This is a genomic window from Stagnimonas sp. FW305-C-60 (assembly GCF_058782965.1).
On record NZ_JBYSYF010000001.1, the window covers coordinates 1,481,282 to 1,496,353 of the forward strand.

Below are 15,072 nucleotides of genomic sequence, written 5' to 3' on the forward strand. Positions count from 1 at the left end.
CCCCTCTCCTCGTCTGCGGGGGAGTGCTGGGTGGGGGCGGTCGGCGACGAAGCGCTCAGCTACGCGGCTTGCGGAACAGGATGCGCCCCAACGTATCGACGGTGGCATTGATGCCCCAGGCGCCGGGCGTCTTTGCGGCCCTGCGCAGCAGCTCGCCGGCGCGTTGCAGGCGCGGGCGCTGGTGATCCAGTTGCAGTTCCTCCAGCGTCTGGCGCCAGGCCAGTGCCGCCAAGGCGTCACGGGCGTCGCCGTGCAGGCTGGCGGCTTCCGGCAGGCGCAGCAGCTTTTCCAGCAACTGCACATGCTCCTGGCCAAACTTCTCGGCCTGGCTCAGCGATTTCGAGGCGCCGTGCAGGCGGAAGTAGGCGAGCACCGCCTCGCTGTAGCACACCCGTGGATAGCGCAGGCAGTAGCGGATCAAAAGGTCGAGATCGAAGCGGTAGTGCAGGCTGGCGTCGATGCCGATTTCGCGCAGCGCGGCGGTGCGGTACCAGATGCCGGGCTGGTGCCAGCGGGTGCGCGATTCCACCGGCAGGCGCACGAACTCGCGAGCGGTGAAACCACGGCTGAGGCGCAGGCGGTCGAGCCGCTCGGCGTAGAAGTTCTGGGTGCGGCCGGCGATCAGATCGGCGTCGGCGAGGCGCGCCACTTCCCACAGCGCGCCGGGGGCCAGCAGGTCGTCGGAATTGATCCAGTTGAACCATTCGCCCTGCGCCTTAGCCAGGCCCTTGACGATGGCATCGACCTGGCCACGATCCGGCTCCGACACCCAGCCGCTCAGCCAGGGCGCGTAGTAGCGCAGGATCTCCACCGAGGCGTCGCGGCTGCCGCCGTCGACCACGTAGTAGTCGAGCGCCGGATAACCCTGTTCCAGCACCGAACGGATCGTGGTTTCCAGGAACTCCGCCTGGTTGTAGGAGGGCGTGACCACGGTGATGCGCGGCAGCTCGCCCTGCGCGCTGGCGACCGGTGGCGGGCGAGCGCCCGGCCAGGCGGGCGGCAGGCGCAGGGGAGCAAGCGGAGGTGGGAGCGGCTTCATACGCCCATTGTCGCAGCCAGTCGCCACCAAAGCGCGCTCCGGCCTGCCGGCGGCCGGCGCACGAAGTCGACGATCTGCTGCCCTTGTGCGGCCCAGCGCTCGGTGCCCGCCAGGCAGTCGCGCCGGGCCTGCGCGCCCCAGTCGCGCCAGCCGGAGAGATCCAGCGGCCGTGGCTGCTCGGGGTCGTAGAGCGCGCCGTTTTCGCCGGTGCGCAGATATTCGTTCATGGTCGGCCGGTCGGGCGCGATCACGCCCTGGCCGAGCGCCATCGCCTCCAGGGTCGCCATGCCGATGCCCTCCAGCGGGCGTGGCGCGAAGAACAGGTCGCAGCCGGCCAAGAGCGCCTGATAGTCCTCGCGCGGCAGCCAGCCCTCGACCAGTTCGATGCGGTAGCGCCGGATGTCGTCCGCGCTGGGACGCGCCGCCTGCCGGCCGGGGTCGGGCGAGAGTCGCAGCACCACGCTGTCCACTGCCTGCTCGCCCAGCAACTGCTTGAGCAGCGGCCACTGCAGATAACCGCGATCCCAGAGAAAGATGCGCGGCGCCGCGCGCGCCGGGCGTGGCGGTGGCTCGGGGACCTGGGGCCAGAACTGCACCGCCAGCGAGGACTGGCCACGGCTCTCGAATACCCGGTGCGCCTCCTGGCAGAAGTTCACGAACTTGAGCGTGCTGCCACGCAGCTGTCGTACCCGGCTGGCGTCGTAGCGGAGGTCGTCGCGCATCGGCACCCAGGTGACATTGCGGTGGCCGAGCGCCCGCAGCAGGCGCGGCTTGGGCTGGATCTGGAAGAACACCAGGGCCGCGCTGGGTGTCTGCCGCAGCTGTTCGAGCAGGGCCGGCTCGCCGAGGTCCTGGTGCAGCACCACCGGCTCTAGCTCAGCGAACAGCTCCAGGAAAAAGCGGCTGCTCGCGGTCTGCTGGTGATAGGGGTTGTCGACGATGACCAGGGGCGTGGTGCGAGGCATCGCGGTTGAGTTTTCGAGCCGGCGGCAGTGCGCGAAGTATATCCTTCGGCCCTTCCATGACCGCCCTAGGCCCAGCCCGCCGTGACCGCCGCCGCCGCACCCCGCATCGCCCTGCTCACGCCCACCTACCGGGGCGATCTGGAGCGCTTCGCCATGCTGCGCGAGGCGCTGGAGGCCTGGGGCTGCGACTGGCCGCATTACGCGGTGGTGCAGACCGAGGATCTGCCGCTGTTCCGGCAGCGCCTGGGTGAAGATCGCGTGCACTGGCTGGCCAGCGCCGAGGTGCTGCCGGCTGAAGTGGAGGCCGCGCGCCGGCGCCTGAGCGCGATGCCCGAACGCCTGCGCCGTTTCCGGCGCAGCCTGCAGAAGCGCTTCGGCTGGTTTCCGGATGCCAGTTGCGACGGCTGGCATGCCCAGCAGCTGGTGAAGCTGACCGTGCCGGCGCGCGGCGAGCACGACGCCTACCTGGTGCTCGACTCCGACCTGGTGCCGACCGCGCCGCTGCATGCCGACCGCTACTGGCAGGACGGTCGCGCCGCACTGATGGCCGAGGACAATCCCAGCTTTCGGCACTGGGCCGATGCCGCCGCCGAGGTGCTGGGGCTGCCGGCCGAGACCGTGCGCGGCAGCAATTTCGTCGCCCACCCCTTCGTGTTCGAGCCCCAGGCCGTGCGCGGCCTGCACGCACATCTGGAGGCCCGACACCAGAAGCCCTGGTGGCGGGCGCTGCTGGACCTCAAGCCCGGCGATCTGTCGGAATTCAGCATCTACGGCGCCTATGTGCGCTGGGTCGCCGCCGGCGCCCACCATTACGAGGTGACGGCCAATGCCCGCACCCGTTGGGTCTTGTCCGCAGAGGACGAAGCCGCGGTGCATGCCGCCATCGACGCTGCCTTCAGCGAGCCCGACACCGACTTCCTGGTGCTGCAGGCCAGCCGCCGCTGGCCGATCGAACCCTATCTGCCGGCGATCCGTGCCGCCTTGCAGCGGGCGGTGGCGGCGACTTAGGCCGGCTTTCCGGCCAGCACCTCGTCCAGTGCCCGCTGCACCTCGGCGGGACTGATGCCGGTCAGGCAGTCAAAGCGCCCGCCGCAGGTCGGCTTGCGCGCACAGGGCGAGCAGGGCAGGCCCTTCCACAGCACCCGCAGCGGCGCGCGGCCGCCGGCGCGGTAGGGCAGGGTGGAGCCGAAGATCGCCACCGTCGGGCGGTCGTAGGCGATGCCCATGTGAGTGAGACCGGTATCGACGCCGATCAGCGCGCGGGCGTCGGCGATCCAGGCGAGCGCCTCGGGCAGGCTGGTGGCGCCGACCAGGTTGTTGACGGTGCCGGCCGGCAGGCCGTCGAGGATGCGTGCGGCGGCGGCGCGGTCGCCGGGGCCGCCCAAGAGGCTCAGCGCCTCGCCACGGGCGGCGAGCTGCTCGATCAGTTTCCGCCAGTAGGCTTCCGGCCAGTGCTTCTGCGGGCGGGTGGTGAAGGGTGCCAGCACCAGGGTGGCCGGCCGTGGTGACTGGCCGTCCGGGCGGCTCAGGCGCGGTGCGCCGATCTCACCGCCGGTGAGTTGGCGCAGCAGCGGCGCGTGCTCGTCGCCGATCCGTTCGCGCCCCGGTGCGGCCTCCTTCTGGCGCACCACGGTCTGGTGCAGCAGGCTGGTCAGCGGTTCTTTGGAGGTGTAGCCGATGCGCTGCTTCCCGCCGGCCAGCCAGGCCAGCGCCCGCGACTTCGCCAGGCCCTGGGCGTCGATCACCCAATCGTAGCGGCGCGCACGCAGCCGGCGGCGGAATTCCAGGATGGTCCTGAGCAGGCTCCGCCAGTGGCCGCGGCGCAGCAGCTCGGCCCAGCTGCGGCGCTCCCAGGTGTGCACCTCGTGGATCGCCGGCTGGGTGCGCAATAGTCCGGCGAATTCGGACTGCACCAGCCAGTCGATCTCGGCCTCGGGCCAAGCCTGGCGCAGACCCTCGAACAAGGCGGTGGCAATCACCAGATCGCCCATCGCCGACAGGCGCACCAGCAGAATGCGGCGTGGGGCGGTCGGTACTGTCGGGAAAGGCACGGCGGATTCGTAGGCTGGTCGGTGGCGACGTCGCGCATTCTATGGCCTGTTACCCCTGGGCACAGGTCGCCGGCCTTTGGGCTCGGCGTACAATATCGGCTTGCGCCGCATGGGCGCAGACCAAGCGTTTCTATACCCCTCTGGAGAGTGTTCCGATGAGCAGCATGGCGGATCGTGACGGTTTCATCTGGTATGACGGTGACCTCAAGCCCTGGCGCGAGTGCACCACCCACGTCCTGACCCACACCCTGCACTACGGCGTCGGCTGCTTCGAGGGCGTCCGCGCCTACTACACCCCGCGCGGTCCGGCGGTGTTCCGCCTGGAAGACCACACCAAGCGCCTGTTCAACTCCGCGAAGATCCTGGGGATGAAGATCCCCTACACGCAGGACCAGATCAACGAGGCGATCAAGGAAGTGGTGCGCAGCAACAAGCTGCGCGAGTGCTACATCCGGCCGATGGTGTTCTACGGGTCGGAAGGCATGGGCCTGCGCGCCGACAACCTCAAGGTGCACATCATCATCGCCGCCTGGCCCTGGGGCGCCTACCTGGGCGCCGAGGCGATGGAGCGCGGCATCCGCGTGCGCACCAGCTCCTTCACCCGCCACCACGTCAACAGCGTGATGTGCCGCGCCAAGGCCAACGCCAACTACATCAACTCGATGATGGCGCTCAACGAGGTGATGCGCGACGGCTACGACGAGGCCATCCTGCTCGACACCTCCGGCCACATCGCCGAAGGCTCGGCCGAGAACATCTTCGTCATCAGCGAGGGCATCATCTCCACGCCCGACCTCAACTCCTGCCTGGACGGCATCACCCGCCGCACGGTCATGCAGCTGGCCAAGGACTTCGGCTACGAGGTGCGCGAGCGGCGCCTGACCCGCGACGAGATCTACATCGCCGACGAGGCCTTCTTCACCGGCACCGCCGCCGAGGTCACGCCGATCCGCGAGGTGGACAACAAGCAGGTTGGCGGCGGTAAGCGCGGCCCGATCACCACCAAGCTGCAGGCGGCCTATCTGTCGCTGGTGAAGGGCGAGAGCGACAGCTATCCGCAGTGGCTGGCGGCGGTCTGATCGCTCGCCGGTGAGCACGCCGCTCCCCGATTTCCGCTTGGCCTGCGTCCTGGTGGCGGGCGATGGTGAGGCGCTGCGCTTCGGCCATGCCTTGAATGGCATGGCCGGCAGCGGCGAACGCCCAGCCGCTGGCGGCTGGGCCGCTCACGGCGCCCGCCCGGTCAACTCATGAGCACCGCCGTTCCCGATTTCAGCTCCGCCCGCGTTCTGGTGGCGGGCGACGTGATGCTGGACCGCTACTGGTCCGGCAGCACCTCGCGCATCTCGCCGGAGGCGCCGGTGCCGGTGGTGCGGGTGCGCGAGGACGAGGCGCGCCCTGGCGGCGCTGCCAACGTCGCGCTCAACCTCGCGGCGCTGGGGGCGCAGGCCAGCGTGCTGGGCGTGGTCGGCGCCGACGAAGCCGGCGTGGGTCTGGCGCGCAGCCTGGAGCAGCGCGGTGTCGCCGCCGACCTGCTGACCGGCACGGCCCCCACCATCACCAAGCTGCGGGTGATGTCGCGGCACCAGCAGTTGCTGCGTCTGGATTTCGAGGAGCCGCTGGCGGCGGCGCACGACGGTGCCGAATTCGCACGGCGTCTGCGCGCGCGCCTGCCGGCGGTAGATGTGTTGGTGCTCTCCGACTACGGCAAGGGCAGCCTGGCCGGTGTCGCCGGTCTGATCGCCGCCGCCCGCGCCGCCGGCAAGCCGGTGCTGGTCGACCCCAAGGGCAGTGACTGGCGCCCCTACACCGGCGCCACCCTGCTGACGCCGAACACCGGCGAGCTGGAAGCGGTGGTCGGCCCCTGCCCGGATGTCGAAACCCTGGTCGCCAAGGCCCAGGCCCTGCTCGCCGACCTGGGGCTGGCCGCGCTGCTGGTGACCCGCAGCGAGCACGGCATGACCTTGCTGGAAGCCGGCAAGCCGCCCTTGCACCTGCCGGCCGAGGCACGCGAGGTCTACGACGTGACCGGCGCCGGCGACACCGTGATCGCCACCCTGGCGGCGGCGCTCGCCGCCGGCGCCGCGCTGCCGCAGGCCTGCCGGCTGGCCAACATCGCCGCCGGCGTGGTGGTCGGCAAGCTGGGCACCGCCACCGTCAGCCGCGAGGAGCTGGCGCGCGCCGCCAATCCGCAGCGGGCCGGTGGCGACGGCGTGCTCGACGAGGCCGAGCTGCTGGCGCGAGTCGCCGAGGCGCGCGCCCGTGGCCGGCGCCTGGTGATGACCAATGGCTGCTTTGACATCCTCCACGTCGGTCATGTCCGCTATCTGCAGGCGGCGCGCGAACTGGGCGATGTGCTGATCGTCGCGGTCAATACCGACGCCTCGGTGCAGCGGCTCAAGGGCCCGACCCGGCCGCTCAACAACACCGCCGACCGCATGGCCCTGCTGGCGGCGCTGCAATGCGTGGACTGGGTGGTGCCCTTCGGCGAAGACACGCCGGCGCGGCTGATCGAGGCGGTGCTGCCGGACGTGCTGGTGAAGGGCGGCGACTACCGGATCGAGCAGATCGCCGGCCACGAGGCGGTGCTCGCCCACGGTGGCGAGGTGCGGGTGCTCAGCTTCCACGACGGATACTCCACCACCCGGCTGATCGAGCGCGCACGCGGCTGAGTCCCGGTTGCGCCTTCAGGGGTCCTGACCGTCGCGGATGAAGCGATGGTCGTTGGCCATCGCCGCCGCCTGATCTTCCACCGCCGCCTTCTCGCCGGCGTTCTCCGGTGCCACCAGGGCGCTCTCCAGTACCCCGACCGCGCCGCGTACGACTTTCTCGGTGAGGCTCTGGCGCTCCTGCGCGGTATTGCCGCCGCAGCCGGTGCAGGGCAGGGCGGCGGCGGCCTTGCGCAGCTTCTCGTCGGCTTCCTGGAAGGCGTCGCGGTGACCGGTGACCTTGACTTCGGGCAGCAGCACCGACCCGGCCGGCGCCTGGGTGGCGCTCTTCAGGTTCCATTGCAGCAGCGGCCTGGCGGCGGGCGCGGGCTCGGCGGCACTCGCTGTCGGCGGAGCCGCGGGTGGGGTGGCCGAAGGCGGATCGGCCAGCGCCGCACCGGCCAGCAGCCAGCTCGATACAGCGACTAGACCGCGGGATGGAATCAAGGCTCGGCTTCCTGCTGGCACTTGCCGAGCGCGACAGCCCGCCTAAACTGCGCGCCTTCGCTCGGGGACATCCGCATGATATTGGGCTTTGGAGAGTGGTGCGCACTGGCCTGCGCGCTGTGCTGGGCCATCGCGGTGATCCTGCTGAAGAAGTCGGGCGAGAGCCTGAGCCCCTTCGCGCTCAACTACATCAAGAACCTGCTCTGCCTGCTGGCCCTGGCGCTGACCCTGCTGGTCACTCATGGCGGCCGCTGGCCGGGCATGCCCGGCGAGCAGGTGGCGCTGGCGCTGTTCTCCGGCACCCTGGGCATCGCACTGGCCGATACCCTCTACTTCCGCGCCCTCAACAGCATCGGCGCCGCGCGCATGGGCGTCGCCGGCACCGCCTTTTCGCCCTCGGTGATCCTGCTGGCGGCGATCTTCCTCGGCGAGCGCCTGTCGCCGCTGCAGATCGCCGGCGTCGCCATCACCTTGAGCGGCATCGCCCTGGTCACCTATGTGAAGACCGTGGGCAGGCTCGACGCCCAGACCCTGCGCCGCGGCGTGCTGCTGGGCGTGACCTCGGTGGCGGTGATGGCCGCCGGCGTGGTGATCGCCAAGCCGATCCTGGAGAGCCAGGATTTTCTCTGGGTGGTGTTCCTGCGCCTGCTTGGCGGGGTGGCGGTGATGACCCTGCTGCTCAGCGTCCGCCGCCAGTGGTCGGCATTGGCGCAGGCCTATCGCGGCGTGCGCCACTGGCCGCAGGTGGTCGCCGGCTCGCTGATGGGCACCTATGTCTCCAACCTGTTCTGGCTGGCCGGCTACAAGTACGCCGATGCCTCGATCGCTGCGGTGCTCAACGAGCTGTCGGCGATCTTCATCGTGCTGCTGGCGGCGCTGGTGCTCAAGGAAAAGCTGCAGGCCCGTCAGATGGTCGGCTGCGGGCTGGCGGTGCTGGGGGTGATCGTGGTGGTGGTGACGGCCTGAGCCGTCGCCCTTCCGCCGGCGCGCGCCCGTCGCGCCTGCGGGTAGCTGACCACGCTGTGGAACAGGATGCGGCCCAGGTCACGCAGCGGGTAGGCACGCAGGTAATAGCCGCAGAGCCCCGCGACCAGCCGCAGCATGTAGCCGGCATTGCGGTGTGGCACCACCAGCTTGCTGCGGCCACCAATTTCCGAACCGAGATCGGCGGGGCGAGCGAGCGCCGGGTGTACCGACTTCAGGCGGAAACCGTACTGCCAGTGATGTTTGTAGTCCTCGTCGATGGGGCGGGTGACTTCCGGGCTGGCGCGCAGGAACAGCTCGGCGAATTCGCGGCTCATCGCCACTGCCATCGCCGAAGGCGGCGGCTCGAAGAAATATTCCACGAGCTGGAACTCACCGGCCAGCGGCCGGTGCACGAAGCGGCTACGGCGGGCGCCATCGAGCTTGAGCAGATCCCAGGCCTGGCCCGGGCCGTTGCGGGCCTCGATCGCCGCCCGCACCACCCGCTCGATATCGGGCGAGAGCAGCGCGTCGTCTTCCAGCAGCACGCAGTAGCGCTGCGGACTGTCGAGGAACTGGCGCATCGCCTTGCGGTGGCTCAGGGCGCAGGCCAGCTCACCGGTGGTGAGCCGACGCTTGAAGCGGTTCTGGCGAACCGCTTCATGGCACTGCCGCGTGCTGAGGGTCTTCTTGCAGACCGCCGGTACCCGGACCAGAGGCAGTCGCAGGCGCTCCGCCTGCTCCTGCATCAGGCGCAGGCGTTCGCAACTGTCCGTCCGATTGATGACCAGCCAGAGTATGTCCTGCATCGTGGTTCCCACCCATCCCAAAGGTGACGACGGGTTCATTGTGCTTGAGCCCCTCGTCGAAAGGAAACGCAAACCCCAGGCCAGCCTACTCGATGCCCAGCTTCTTGATGCGGTAACGCAGTGAACGGAAGCTCATGCCCAGCAGCTCGGCGGCCTTGGTCTTGTTCCAGCGGGTCTTTTCCAGGGCCTCGCGGATCGCCTGCTTTTCCAGCTCCTCGACATGGGCGTCGAGTGCGCCGGTACCCACGACCGGCAGGCCGGCGGGTTTGGCCGCCGCCGGGCTGGCGGGGACGGCGACGGTCTCGGACGTCCCTTCGGTCGGCAGGCAGGGGCGCAGCTGCAGGTCGTCGGCGGTGATGCGGGCGCCGTCGCTGAGGGTGATCGCCCGCTCCAGGGTGTTCTCCAGCTCGCGGACATTGCCGGGAAAGCTGTAGCCGCTCAGCAGTTCCAGCGCGCTGCGGTCCAGGCTCGGCGGCTTGCCCAGGCCATTGGTCGCCGCCAGCCGCTTGAGGATCGCGTTGGCCAGCAGCGGGATGTCCTCGCGCCGTTCGCGCAGCGCCGGGGTGCGTACCTCGATGACGTTGAGGCGGTAGTAGAGGTCCTGCCGGAAAGCGCCCTTGGCGACCAGGTCGGTGAGGCTCTTGTGGGTGGCGGAGATGATGCGCACGTTCACTGGCAGCTCGCTGTCCGCACCCACCGGCCGCACCGCGCGCTCCTGCACCGCGCGCAGGAGCTTCACCTGCATGTGCAGCGGCAGGTCGGCGACTTCGTCGAGGAACAGGGTGCCACCCTCGGCGGCCTGGAACAGACCGGTTTTGTCCTTGCTGGCGCCGGTGAACGAGCCTTTGCGGTGGCCGAAAAACTCGCTCTCCATCAGCTCGCTGGGGATGGCGCCGCAGTTGACCGCCACGAAGGGACCGGCGCTGCGCGGGCTCTTGGCGTGGATCAGCCGGGCGGTCAGCTCCTTACCGGTGCCGGACTCGCCGGCGATGTGCACCGGCGCCTGGCTGCGCGCCAGCCGCTCGACCAGACCTCGCAACTGCTGGATCGCCGGTGCCTCGCCAAGCAGGCCGCCGCTGTCGCCGCCGCTGGCCGAATCGGCGCGTGCAGGCGCGGCCGCGGCCGGCGTGACCGCAGCGGCCGCCGGGGGTGCGGGCGCGCGCAGCTTCAGCGCGCTATCCACCAGCTTGCGCAGCATGCCGAGATCCACCGGCTTGCTGACGAAGTCGAAGGCGCCGGCCTTGAGGCTTTCCACCGCCATCTCGGCATTGCCGTAGGCGGTGATGACCGCGATCGGTAGCCGGCCGCTGTACTCGCGCACCAGCTCCAGGCCGAGGCCGTCGGGCAGGCGCATGTCGGTGATGCAGAAGTCGAAGCTCTGCGCGGCCAGCAACTCGCGCGCCTGGGCGAGATCGCCGGCGGCCTGGGTGCGCAGACCCATGCGCATCAGGGTTAGCTCGACCAGCTCGCGGATGTCGGCCTCGTCATCGACGATCAGGGCCAGGGCGGGAGCGGTGGGAGCGGTGGACATCAGCGGCTGGATTCTTCGGATTCGGGGGCCACGAAGGCGATGCGGAACAGCGCGCCGGTGGCGTGGGCGCCGTCGCCCGCCGGCGCCTCGGGCGCGAGCAGGGACAGCCGGGCCTGATTGTAGGCGCAGAGCTCGCGGGCCAGATAAAGCCCCAGTCCGGTGCCCTGGGTGGTGGTGGTGAAGAAGGGCTCGAACAGGTGCTGGGCGGTTTCCGGCGGGATGCCTGGGCCGTTGTCCTGCACGTCCAGTGCGCCGCCGCGCGGGTGGCGCTGGCTGACCCGCACCCGCACCTGCGGCGTACGCTCGCCCTGGCGGCCGTGCAGCCAGGCGTTGTCCAGCAGGTTGAACAGCACCTGCTGCAGATGGTGGGGATCGAAGCGCACCAGCAGTGGCTCGCGCAGCTCCAGTTGCGGCTGGCGTTCGGGATGGGCCTCTTGGTACTGCGCCAACATCTGCTTCAGCCAGGGGGCGAGCGCGAACACCTGCGGGTCGGCGGCGCCGCGCGAGAGGTTGAGCACGTCCTTGACGATACGGTCGATCCGCTGGCCATGGCGCTGGATGATGTCCAGCAGCCGCCGGTCGGCGGCCGGCAGGGCGGTCGATTCCGCCAGCAGTTGCCCGGCGTGGGTGATCGCCGCCAGCGGATTGCGGATCTCGTGGGCGATGCTGGCCGACATCCGGCCCAGCGCTGCCAGCTTGATCTGCTGCGCCTGCTCGCGCACCCGCTGGGCATCCTCCAGCAGCACCAGGGTGGGGGAGTCAGGGCCCGCGCCCAGGCGGCGGAAACGCGGCAGTAGCTCCGAGGTGCCCTGGCGCTTGGGGCTGATCGCTTCTTCCGGCGCGGCGCTGCCGTCGCGCCAGCGTGCCACCGCCTCCACCAGCGCCGGCGAATGCTGCAGCAGAGCCGTGCCGACAGCGTCCGGCCCACAGTGCAGCATGCGCGCGGCGGCGTGATTGAGGGCGCGAACCGTGTCGCTGGCATCGACCACCAGCACGCCGGTCTGCATGGTGTCGATCACCGTCTCGTTGAGCCGGGCGAGATCCTCGAACTCGCTGCCCACCCGCAGCGCCAGCGCCTCGCTGGCACGAGCGCGCCGCGCCACCGCGTTGGCCACGCCGGCGGTGATGAAGAACATGATGCCCAGCACGCCGGTGCCGGTGAAATTGGAGGTCGAATAGAGGTTGGGGTAGTGCCCCAGCACCTCCTCGCCGAACATTGCCAGAGTGGCCATCGCCGCCGCCGCCATCGCCAGCCGGGTCGAGAGCAGCAGGCTGGCGGCAATCACCGGTGGAATCGCCAGGATGCCCAGGCCGCCGGCGACGCCGCCGCTGGCGTAGACCAGCAACACGAGGGCGCCGGTATCGAGCGTGAAGTTGGCGAATGCCTGCGCGCTCAGCGCCGGCCGCCGGTACAGGGCCGGCACCAGGATGCCCAGGGCCGCCAGGGCATAGGCGATGCAGACGCTGTAGAACAGTCGCGGGCGGCTGTCCTCGAACAGCAGGTCCAGGGTGCCGGTCTGCTGCAGGCTGATCAGCAGCGCCAGCAGCAGCAGGCGGTAGACGTTCTGTGCCTGCAGCAGCCGCCAGTCGTCGGTGATGGCGATGACCGGCGGTTTGAGCTCAGCCACCCTGCTGGCCATCACCGCACTGTCGGCAGTTGGCGCGTACCGCCGCGACCTGCGAGGCCGGGATGCGGATGCCGCAGCGCTCGCAGCGCACCAGGGCTTCCGGCTCGGCGGAGAAGCCAGGCGGCGGGGCTTGTGGGCCGGAGCGTTGCTGGGCAAGCCAGCGCCGCAGCAGCTGCCAGGCGATGAAGGCCAGCAGGGCCAGAAACAGAATGCGGATCATGGGTGGCGTAAGCGTCGGATGCGGCTAGCGGGGCGCCTATCCTGACGCGTGCCGGGCCGTGCAGCCAGCGCGGTGGCCGTAGCGGCTAAAATCGGCGCTCGTTCCAGGCTGTAGTTCCGATGAAACCCCATCTGCAAGATTTGCTGCGCGCGGCCCTGAATGCCGCCTGCGCCGAACTGGGTGCCGCCGCACCCGCCGCCAATATCGTCATCGATGCCACCAAGGACAAGGCGCACGGCGACTTCGCCAGCAACCTGGCCATGGTCTGCGCCAAGGGCCTGGGCCAGCCGCCGCGCAAGTTCGCGGAAGCCCTGGTGCGCCATCTGCCGGCCTCGCCGCGGGTTGCCAAGGTGGAGATCGCCGGGCCGGGCTTCATCAACTTCTTCCTCACCAGCGATGCGCTGAGCGCGCTGCTGCCGGAGATCCTCACGGCCGGCGAGACCTGGGGCCAGGACCGCAGCGGCAGCAAGGGCAAGGTGATGGTGGAGTTCGTCTCCGCCAACCCCACCGGGCCGATGCACGTCGGCCACGGCCGTGGCGCCGCTTACGGCGACACCCTCGCCAACCTGCTCGCCGCCAGCGGCTACGCGGTGCACCGCGAGTACTACATCAACGACGCCGGCCGGCAGGTGGACGTGCTCACCGTCAGCGTCTGGCTGCGCTATCTGGAGGCCGGTGGCGAGACGCTCAGCTTCCCCAAGCGCGGCTATCCGGCCGACTACATCCGCCGCTCGGCGGAGAACATCCGCGCCGCCTATGGCGCGGCCTTCCAGCGTCCGGCGGCCGAGCTGTATGCCGACCTGGCGCCCGAGCCGCAGCTGCCCGAGGGCGCCGACGACAAGACCAAGGACGCCATCAAGCTGCAGCAGGAGGCCTACCTCGACCGCCTGATCGAGCGCACCCGTGCCCTGCTCGGCGGTGAAGGCTATGCCCAGATCACCCGCGCCGCGCTGGACGACCAGCTGGCGGTGATCCGCGCCACCCTGGCGTCCTTCCATGTGCGCTTCGACCAGTGGTACTCGGAGCGCGCGCTGGTCGAGTCCGGCTTTGCCAAGACCGCTATCGAGCGCCTGCAGACCGCCGGCTACGTCTACGAGAAGGACGGCGCGCAGTGGCTGAAGACCAGCGACTACGGCGACGAGAAGGACCGTGTGCTGTTCAAGGCCGATGGTGCCGCCACCTATTTCGCCAACGATCTCGCCTACCACGTCGACAAGCTTGATCGCGGCTATCCGCTGCTGGTCGATGTCTGGGGCGCCGACCACCATGGCTACATCGCCCGCGTGCGCGCCGCCATCGAGATGCTCACCCAGCGCAAGGACGCCCTGCATGTCGCGCTGATGCAGTTCGTGACGCTCTCCAGCGGCAAGATGGGCAAGCGCAGCGGCAACTTCGTGACCTTGCAGGATCTGATCGACGAGGTCGGCGCCGATGCCACCCGCTTCTTCTACCTGGCGCGCTCGCACGACCAGCATCTGGAATTCGACATCGACCTGGCGCGCAGCCAGAGCAATGACAACCCGGTCTACTACGTGCAGTACGCGCATGCGCGCATCTGCTCGGTGTTCCGCCAGCTCACCGAGAAGGGCGGCGCCTACGATCGCGACGCCGGCCTGGCCGCGCTTGCCCGACTGAGCACCGAGGAGGAAAAGAGCCTGCTCACCGTGCTCGGCAAGTACCCCGAGCTGCTGCGGGTGGCGGCCGCCAATCGCACACCGCACAGTCTGGCCTTCTACGTGCAGGATCTGGCGGCGGCGCTGCACGCCTACTACAACCAGCACAAGTTCCTGATCGACGACGCCGAGTTGCAGAACGCCCGGCTGGTGCTGATCGAGGCCACCCGCACCGTGCTGCGCGGCGCCCTCGGCCTGCTGGGTGTGGAACCGAAAGACTCGATGTGAGCTTGCGCATCGCCCGCGATTACGCCGACCGTCATCCGCGCAACGGCAGCCGCCGCAAGCCGGCGCGCTCGGGCGCGCGCAAGCCGCCCTCGCGCGGCGGCAAGGGTGGCAAGTCCGGACTGCCGGCCTGGGCCTGGATGGTGCTGGGCCTGAGCCTGGGCCTGGTGGTGGCGGCGCTGGTCTACATCGGCCGCCCGGCCAAGCCCATGGATCTGGCGCCGAGCACGGCGGAAAAGAACAAGCCCAAGACCATCGCGCTGCCGCCCAAGGAGCCGTCGCGCTTTGCCTTCTACGAAATGCTGCCCAGCTACGAGGTGGTGGTGCCGGATGAGGAGCTGAACCGTGCGGCCACCAAGCCGCCGCCGGTGCCCGCGGCGGCTACGGCTACGCAAGCGCCGCCATCCGGCCCGGCGCCGGCCGCGACCACGACCACGGCTACGACCTCGACCGCAGCGACGGCCGAGCGCCTGGCGGCTTTGCAGGCGGCGGTGGCCGCCGAAGAGCGCAGCCGCGCCGCGCCCGCGCCTGCTGCCAGCACCGCCGCCACCGCCAAGCCCGGCGGCGGCGAGCGCTATCTGATCCAGGTGGCCTCCTACCGCAACCGCGCCGATGCCGACCAGCAGCGCGCCGCCCTGGCCCTGGTCGGCTTGGCCGCGCGGGTCGAGCAGGTCACCATCGACAACAGCCAGACTTGGTTCCGGGTCCGGCTCGGCCCCTATGCCGACACCGCCGCCGCCCAGGCCGCGCAGCGCAGCCTGCAAGCGCAGGGGCTGAACGGTGTGGTGATGAAGATCAAGAACTGACGCTGCCCCG

General features: G+C 70.0%; 15 protein-coding genes. 7 read left to right on the forward strand and 8 right to left on the reverse strand.

Translation table 11 applies throughout. The features are described 5' to 3' along the window. Positions 1-55: 55 nt before the first annotated feature. Positions 56-1,039, reverse strand: a complete 984-nt coding sequence (locus tag AC3WT6_RS06745; RefSeq protein ID WP_492652795.1) for a glycosyltransferase family 2 protein — start codon at positions 1,037-1,039, stop codon at positions 56-58. Continuing rightward, positions 1,036-2,004, reverse strand: a complete 969-nt coding sequence (locus AC3WT6_RS06750) for a glycosyltransferase (RefSeq protein ID WP_492652796.1) — start codon at positions 2,002-2,004, stop codon at positions 1,036-1,038. The genes AC3WT6_RS06745 and AC3WT6_RS06750 overlap by 4 nt, the downstream gene beginning before the upstream one ends. Positions 2,005-2,085: 81 nt before the next feature. Here AC3WT6_RS06750 and AC3WT6_RS06755 point away from each other — a divergent pair, with 81 nt between their 5' ends. After that, on the forward strand, positions 2,086-3,012 hold the full coding sequence (locus tag AC3WT6_RS06755; protein ID WP_492652797.1) for a DUF6492 family protein: 927 nt from the start codon (positions 2,086-2,088) through the stop codon (positions 3,010-3,012). On the opposite strand, the gene waaC is transcribed toward AC3WT6_RS06755, so the two are convergent. Then, positions 3,009-4,055: a lipopolysaccharide heptosyltransferase I gene (waaC, locus tag AC3WT6_RS06760; protein ID WP_492652798.1), complete on the reverse strand. Its 1,047-nt coding sequence runs from the start codon at positions 4,053-4,055 to the stop codon at positions 3,009-3,011. The two genes, AC3WT6_RS06755 and waaC, sit on opposite strands and share 4 nt — an antisense overlap. A 155-nt stretch (positions 4,056-4,210) precedes the next feature. Here waaC and AC3WT6_RS06765 point away from each other — a divergent pair, with 155 nt between their 5' ends. The 3 genes from AC3WT6_RS06765 to hldE are packed head-to-tail and all read left to right on the forward strand — an operon-like array spanning position 4,211 to position 6,724. Then, on the forward strand, positions 4,211-5,134 hold the full coding sequence (locus AC3WT6_RS06765; RefSeq protein ID WP_492652799.1) for a branched-chain amino acid transaminase: 924 nt from the start codon (positions 4,211-4,213) through the stop codon (positions 5,132-5,134). Positions 5,135-5,144: 10 nt separating this feature from the next. Further along, positions 5,145-5,306, forward strand: coding sequence for a hypothetical protein (locus AC3WT6_RS06770; protein ID WP_492652800.1), 162 nt, complete (start codon positions 5,145-5,147; stop codon positions 5,304-5,306). Continuing rightward, complete coding sequence (gene hldE / locus AC3WT6_RS06775) at positions 5,303-6,724, forward strand: bifunctional D-glycero-beta-D-manno-heptose-7-phosphate kinase/D-glycero-beta-D-manno-heptose 1-phosphate adenylyltransferase HldE (RefSeq protein ID WP_492652801.1); 1,422 nt, start codon at positions 5,303-5,305, stop codon at positions 6,722-6,724. Before AC3WT6_RS06770 ends, hldE begins: the two co-directional genes overlap by 4 nt. Positions 6,725-6,739: 15 nt before the next feature. Here the strand turns inward: hldE and AC3WT6_RS06780 are convergent, their stop codons facing one another. Beyond that, positions 6,740-7,207 (reverse strand): hypothetical protein, encoded by a 468-nt coding sequence (locus tag AC3WT6_RS06780; RefSeq protein ID WP_492652802.1) that lies wholly within the window; start codon positions 7,205-7,207, stop codon positions 6,740-6,742. 75 nt (positions 7,208-7,282) lie between these two features. Here AC3WT6_RS06780 and AC3WT6_RS06785 point away from each other — a divergent pair, with 75 nt between their 5' ends. After that, positions 7,283-8,173 (forward strand): DMT family transporter, encoded by an 891-nt coding sequence (locus tag AC3WT6_RS06785; RefSeq protein WP_492652803.1) that lies wholly within the window; start codon positions 7,283-7,285, stop codon positions 8,171-8,173. Here the strand turns inward: AC3WT6_RS06785 and AC3WT6_RS06790 are convergent. The 4 genes from AC3WT6_RS06790 to AC3WT6_RS06805 all read right to left on the reverse strand — a co-directional run bounded on the left by AC3WT6_RS06790 (position 8,113) and on the right by AC3WT6_RS06805 (position 12,358). Next, a complete protein-coding gene (locus tag AC3WT6_RS06790) occupies positions 8,113-8,979 on the reverse strand; it encodes a glycosyltransferase family 25 protein (protein WP_492652804.1) in 867 nt (288 codons plus the stop codon). The two genes, AC3WT6_RS06785 and AC3WT6_RS06790, sit on opposite strands and share 61 nt — an antisense overlap. A gap of 85 nt (positions 8,980-9,064) precedes the next feature. After that, complete coding sequence (locus AC3WT6_RS06795; protein WP_492652805.1) at positions 9,065-10,510, reverse strand: sigma-54-dependent transcriptional regulator; 1,446 nt, start codon at positions 10,508-10,510, stop codon at positions 9,065-9,067. Further along, positions 10,510-12,150 carry a sensor histidine kinase gene (locus AC3WT6_RS06800; protein WP_492652806.1) on the reverse strand — a complete coding sequence of 547 codons (1,641 nt, stop codon included), beginning with the start codon at positions 12,148-12,150 and terminating at the stop codon, positions 10,510-10,512. Before AC3WT6_RS06800 ends, AC3WT6_RS06795 begins: the two co-directional genes overlap by 1 nt. Then, positions 12,131-12,358 carry a hypothetical protein gene (locus AC3WT6_RS06805; protein WP_492652807.1) on the reverse strand — a complete coding sequence of 76 codons (228 nt, stop codon included), beginning with the start codon at positions 12,356-12,358 and terminating at the stop codon, positions 12,131-12,133. Before AC3WT6_RS06805 ends, AC3WT6_RS06800 begins: the two co-directional genes overlap by 20 nt. 119 nt (positions 12,359-12,477) lie before the next feature. Between AC3WT6_RS06805 and argS the strand changes: the two genes are divergently transcribed. Together argS and AC3WT6_RS06815 are read left to right on the forward strand one after the other, a co-directional pair. Further along, the gene (argS, locus tag AC3WT6_RS06810) at positions 12,478-14,259 is read left to right on the forward strand and encodes an arginine--tRNA ligase (RefSeq protein WP_492652808.1); all 1,782 of its coding nucleotides are present in this window, start codon (positions 12,478-12,480) and stop codon (positions 14,257-14,259) included. Next, complete coding sequence (locus AC3WT6_RS06815; protein ID WP_492652809.1) at positions 14,256-15,062, forward strand: SPOR domain-containing protein; 807 nt, start codon at positions 14,256-14,258, stop codon at positions 15,060-15,062. The genes argS and AC3WT6_RS06815 overlap by 4 nt, the downstream gene beginning before the upstream one ends. Positions 15,063-15,072: the final 10 nt, after the last annotated feature.

Coding starts and splice junctions, on each gene's coding strand:
- AC3WT6_RS06745 (WP_492652795.1), bottom strand. CDS start 1,039: ATGAAGCCGCTCCCACCTCCGCTTGCTCCCCTGCGCCTGCCGCCCGCC.
- AC3WT6_RS06750 (WP_492652796.1), bottom strand. CDS start 2,004: ATGCCTCGCACCACGCCCCTGGTCATCGTCGACAACCCCTATCACCAG.
- AC3WT6_RS06765 (WP_492652799.1), top strand. CDS start 4,211: ATGAGCAGCATGGCGGATCGTGACGGTTTCATCTGGTATGACGGTGAC.
- hldE (WP_492652801.1), top strand. CDS start 5,303: ATGAGCACCGCCGTTCCCGATTTCAGCTCCGCCCGCGTTCTGGTGGCG.
- AC3WT6_RS06785 (WP_492652803.1), top strand. CDS start 7,283: ATGATATTGGGCTTTGGAGAGTGGTGCGCACTGGCCTGCGCGCTGTGC.
- AC3WT6_RS06790 (WP_492652804.1), bottom strand. CDS start 8,979: ATGCAGGACATACTCTGGCTGGTCATCAATCGGACGGACAGTTGCGAA.
- AC3WT6_RS06795 (WP_492652805.1), bottom strand. CDS start 10,510: ATGTCCACCGCTCCCACCGCTCCCGCCCTGGCCCTGATCGTCGATGAC.
- AC3WT6_RS06800 (WP_492652806.1), bottom strand. CDS start 12,150: ATGGCCAGCAGGGTGGCTGAGCTCAAACCGCCGGTCATCGCCATCACC.
- AC3WT6_RS06805 (WP_492652807.1), bottom strand. CDS start 12,358: ATGATCCGCATTCTGTTTCTGGCCCTGCTGGCCTTCATCGCCTGGCAG.
- argS (WP_492652808.1), top strand. CDS start 12,478: ATGAAACCCCATCTGCAAGATTTGCTGCGCGCGGCCCTGAATGCCGCC.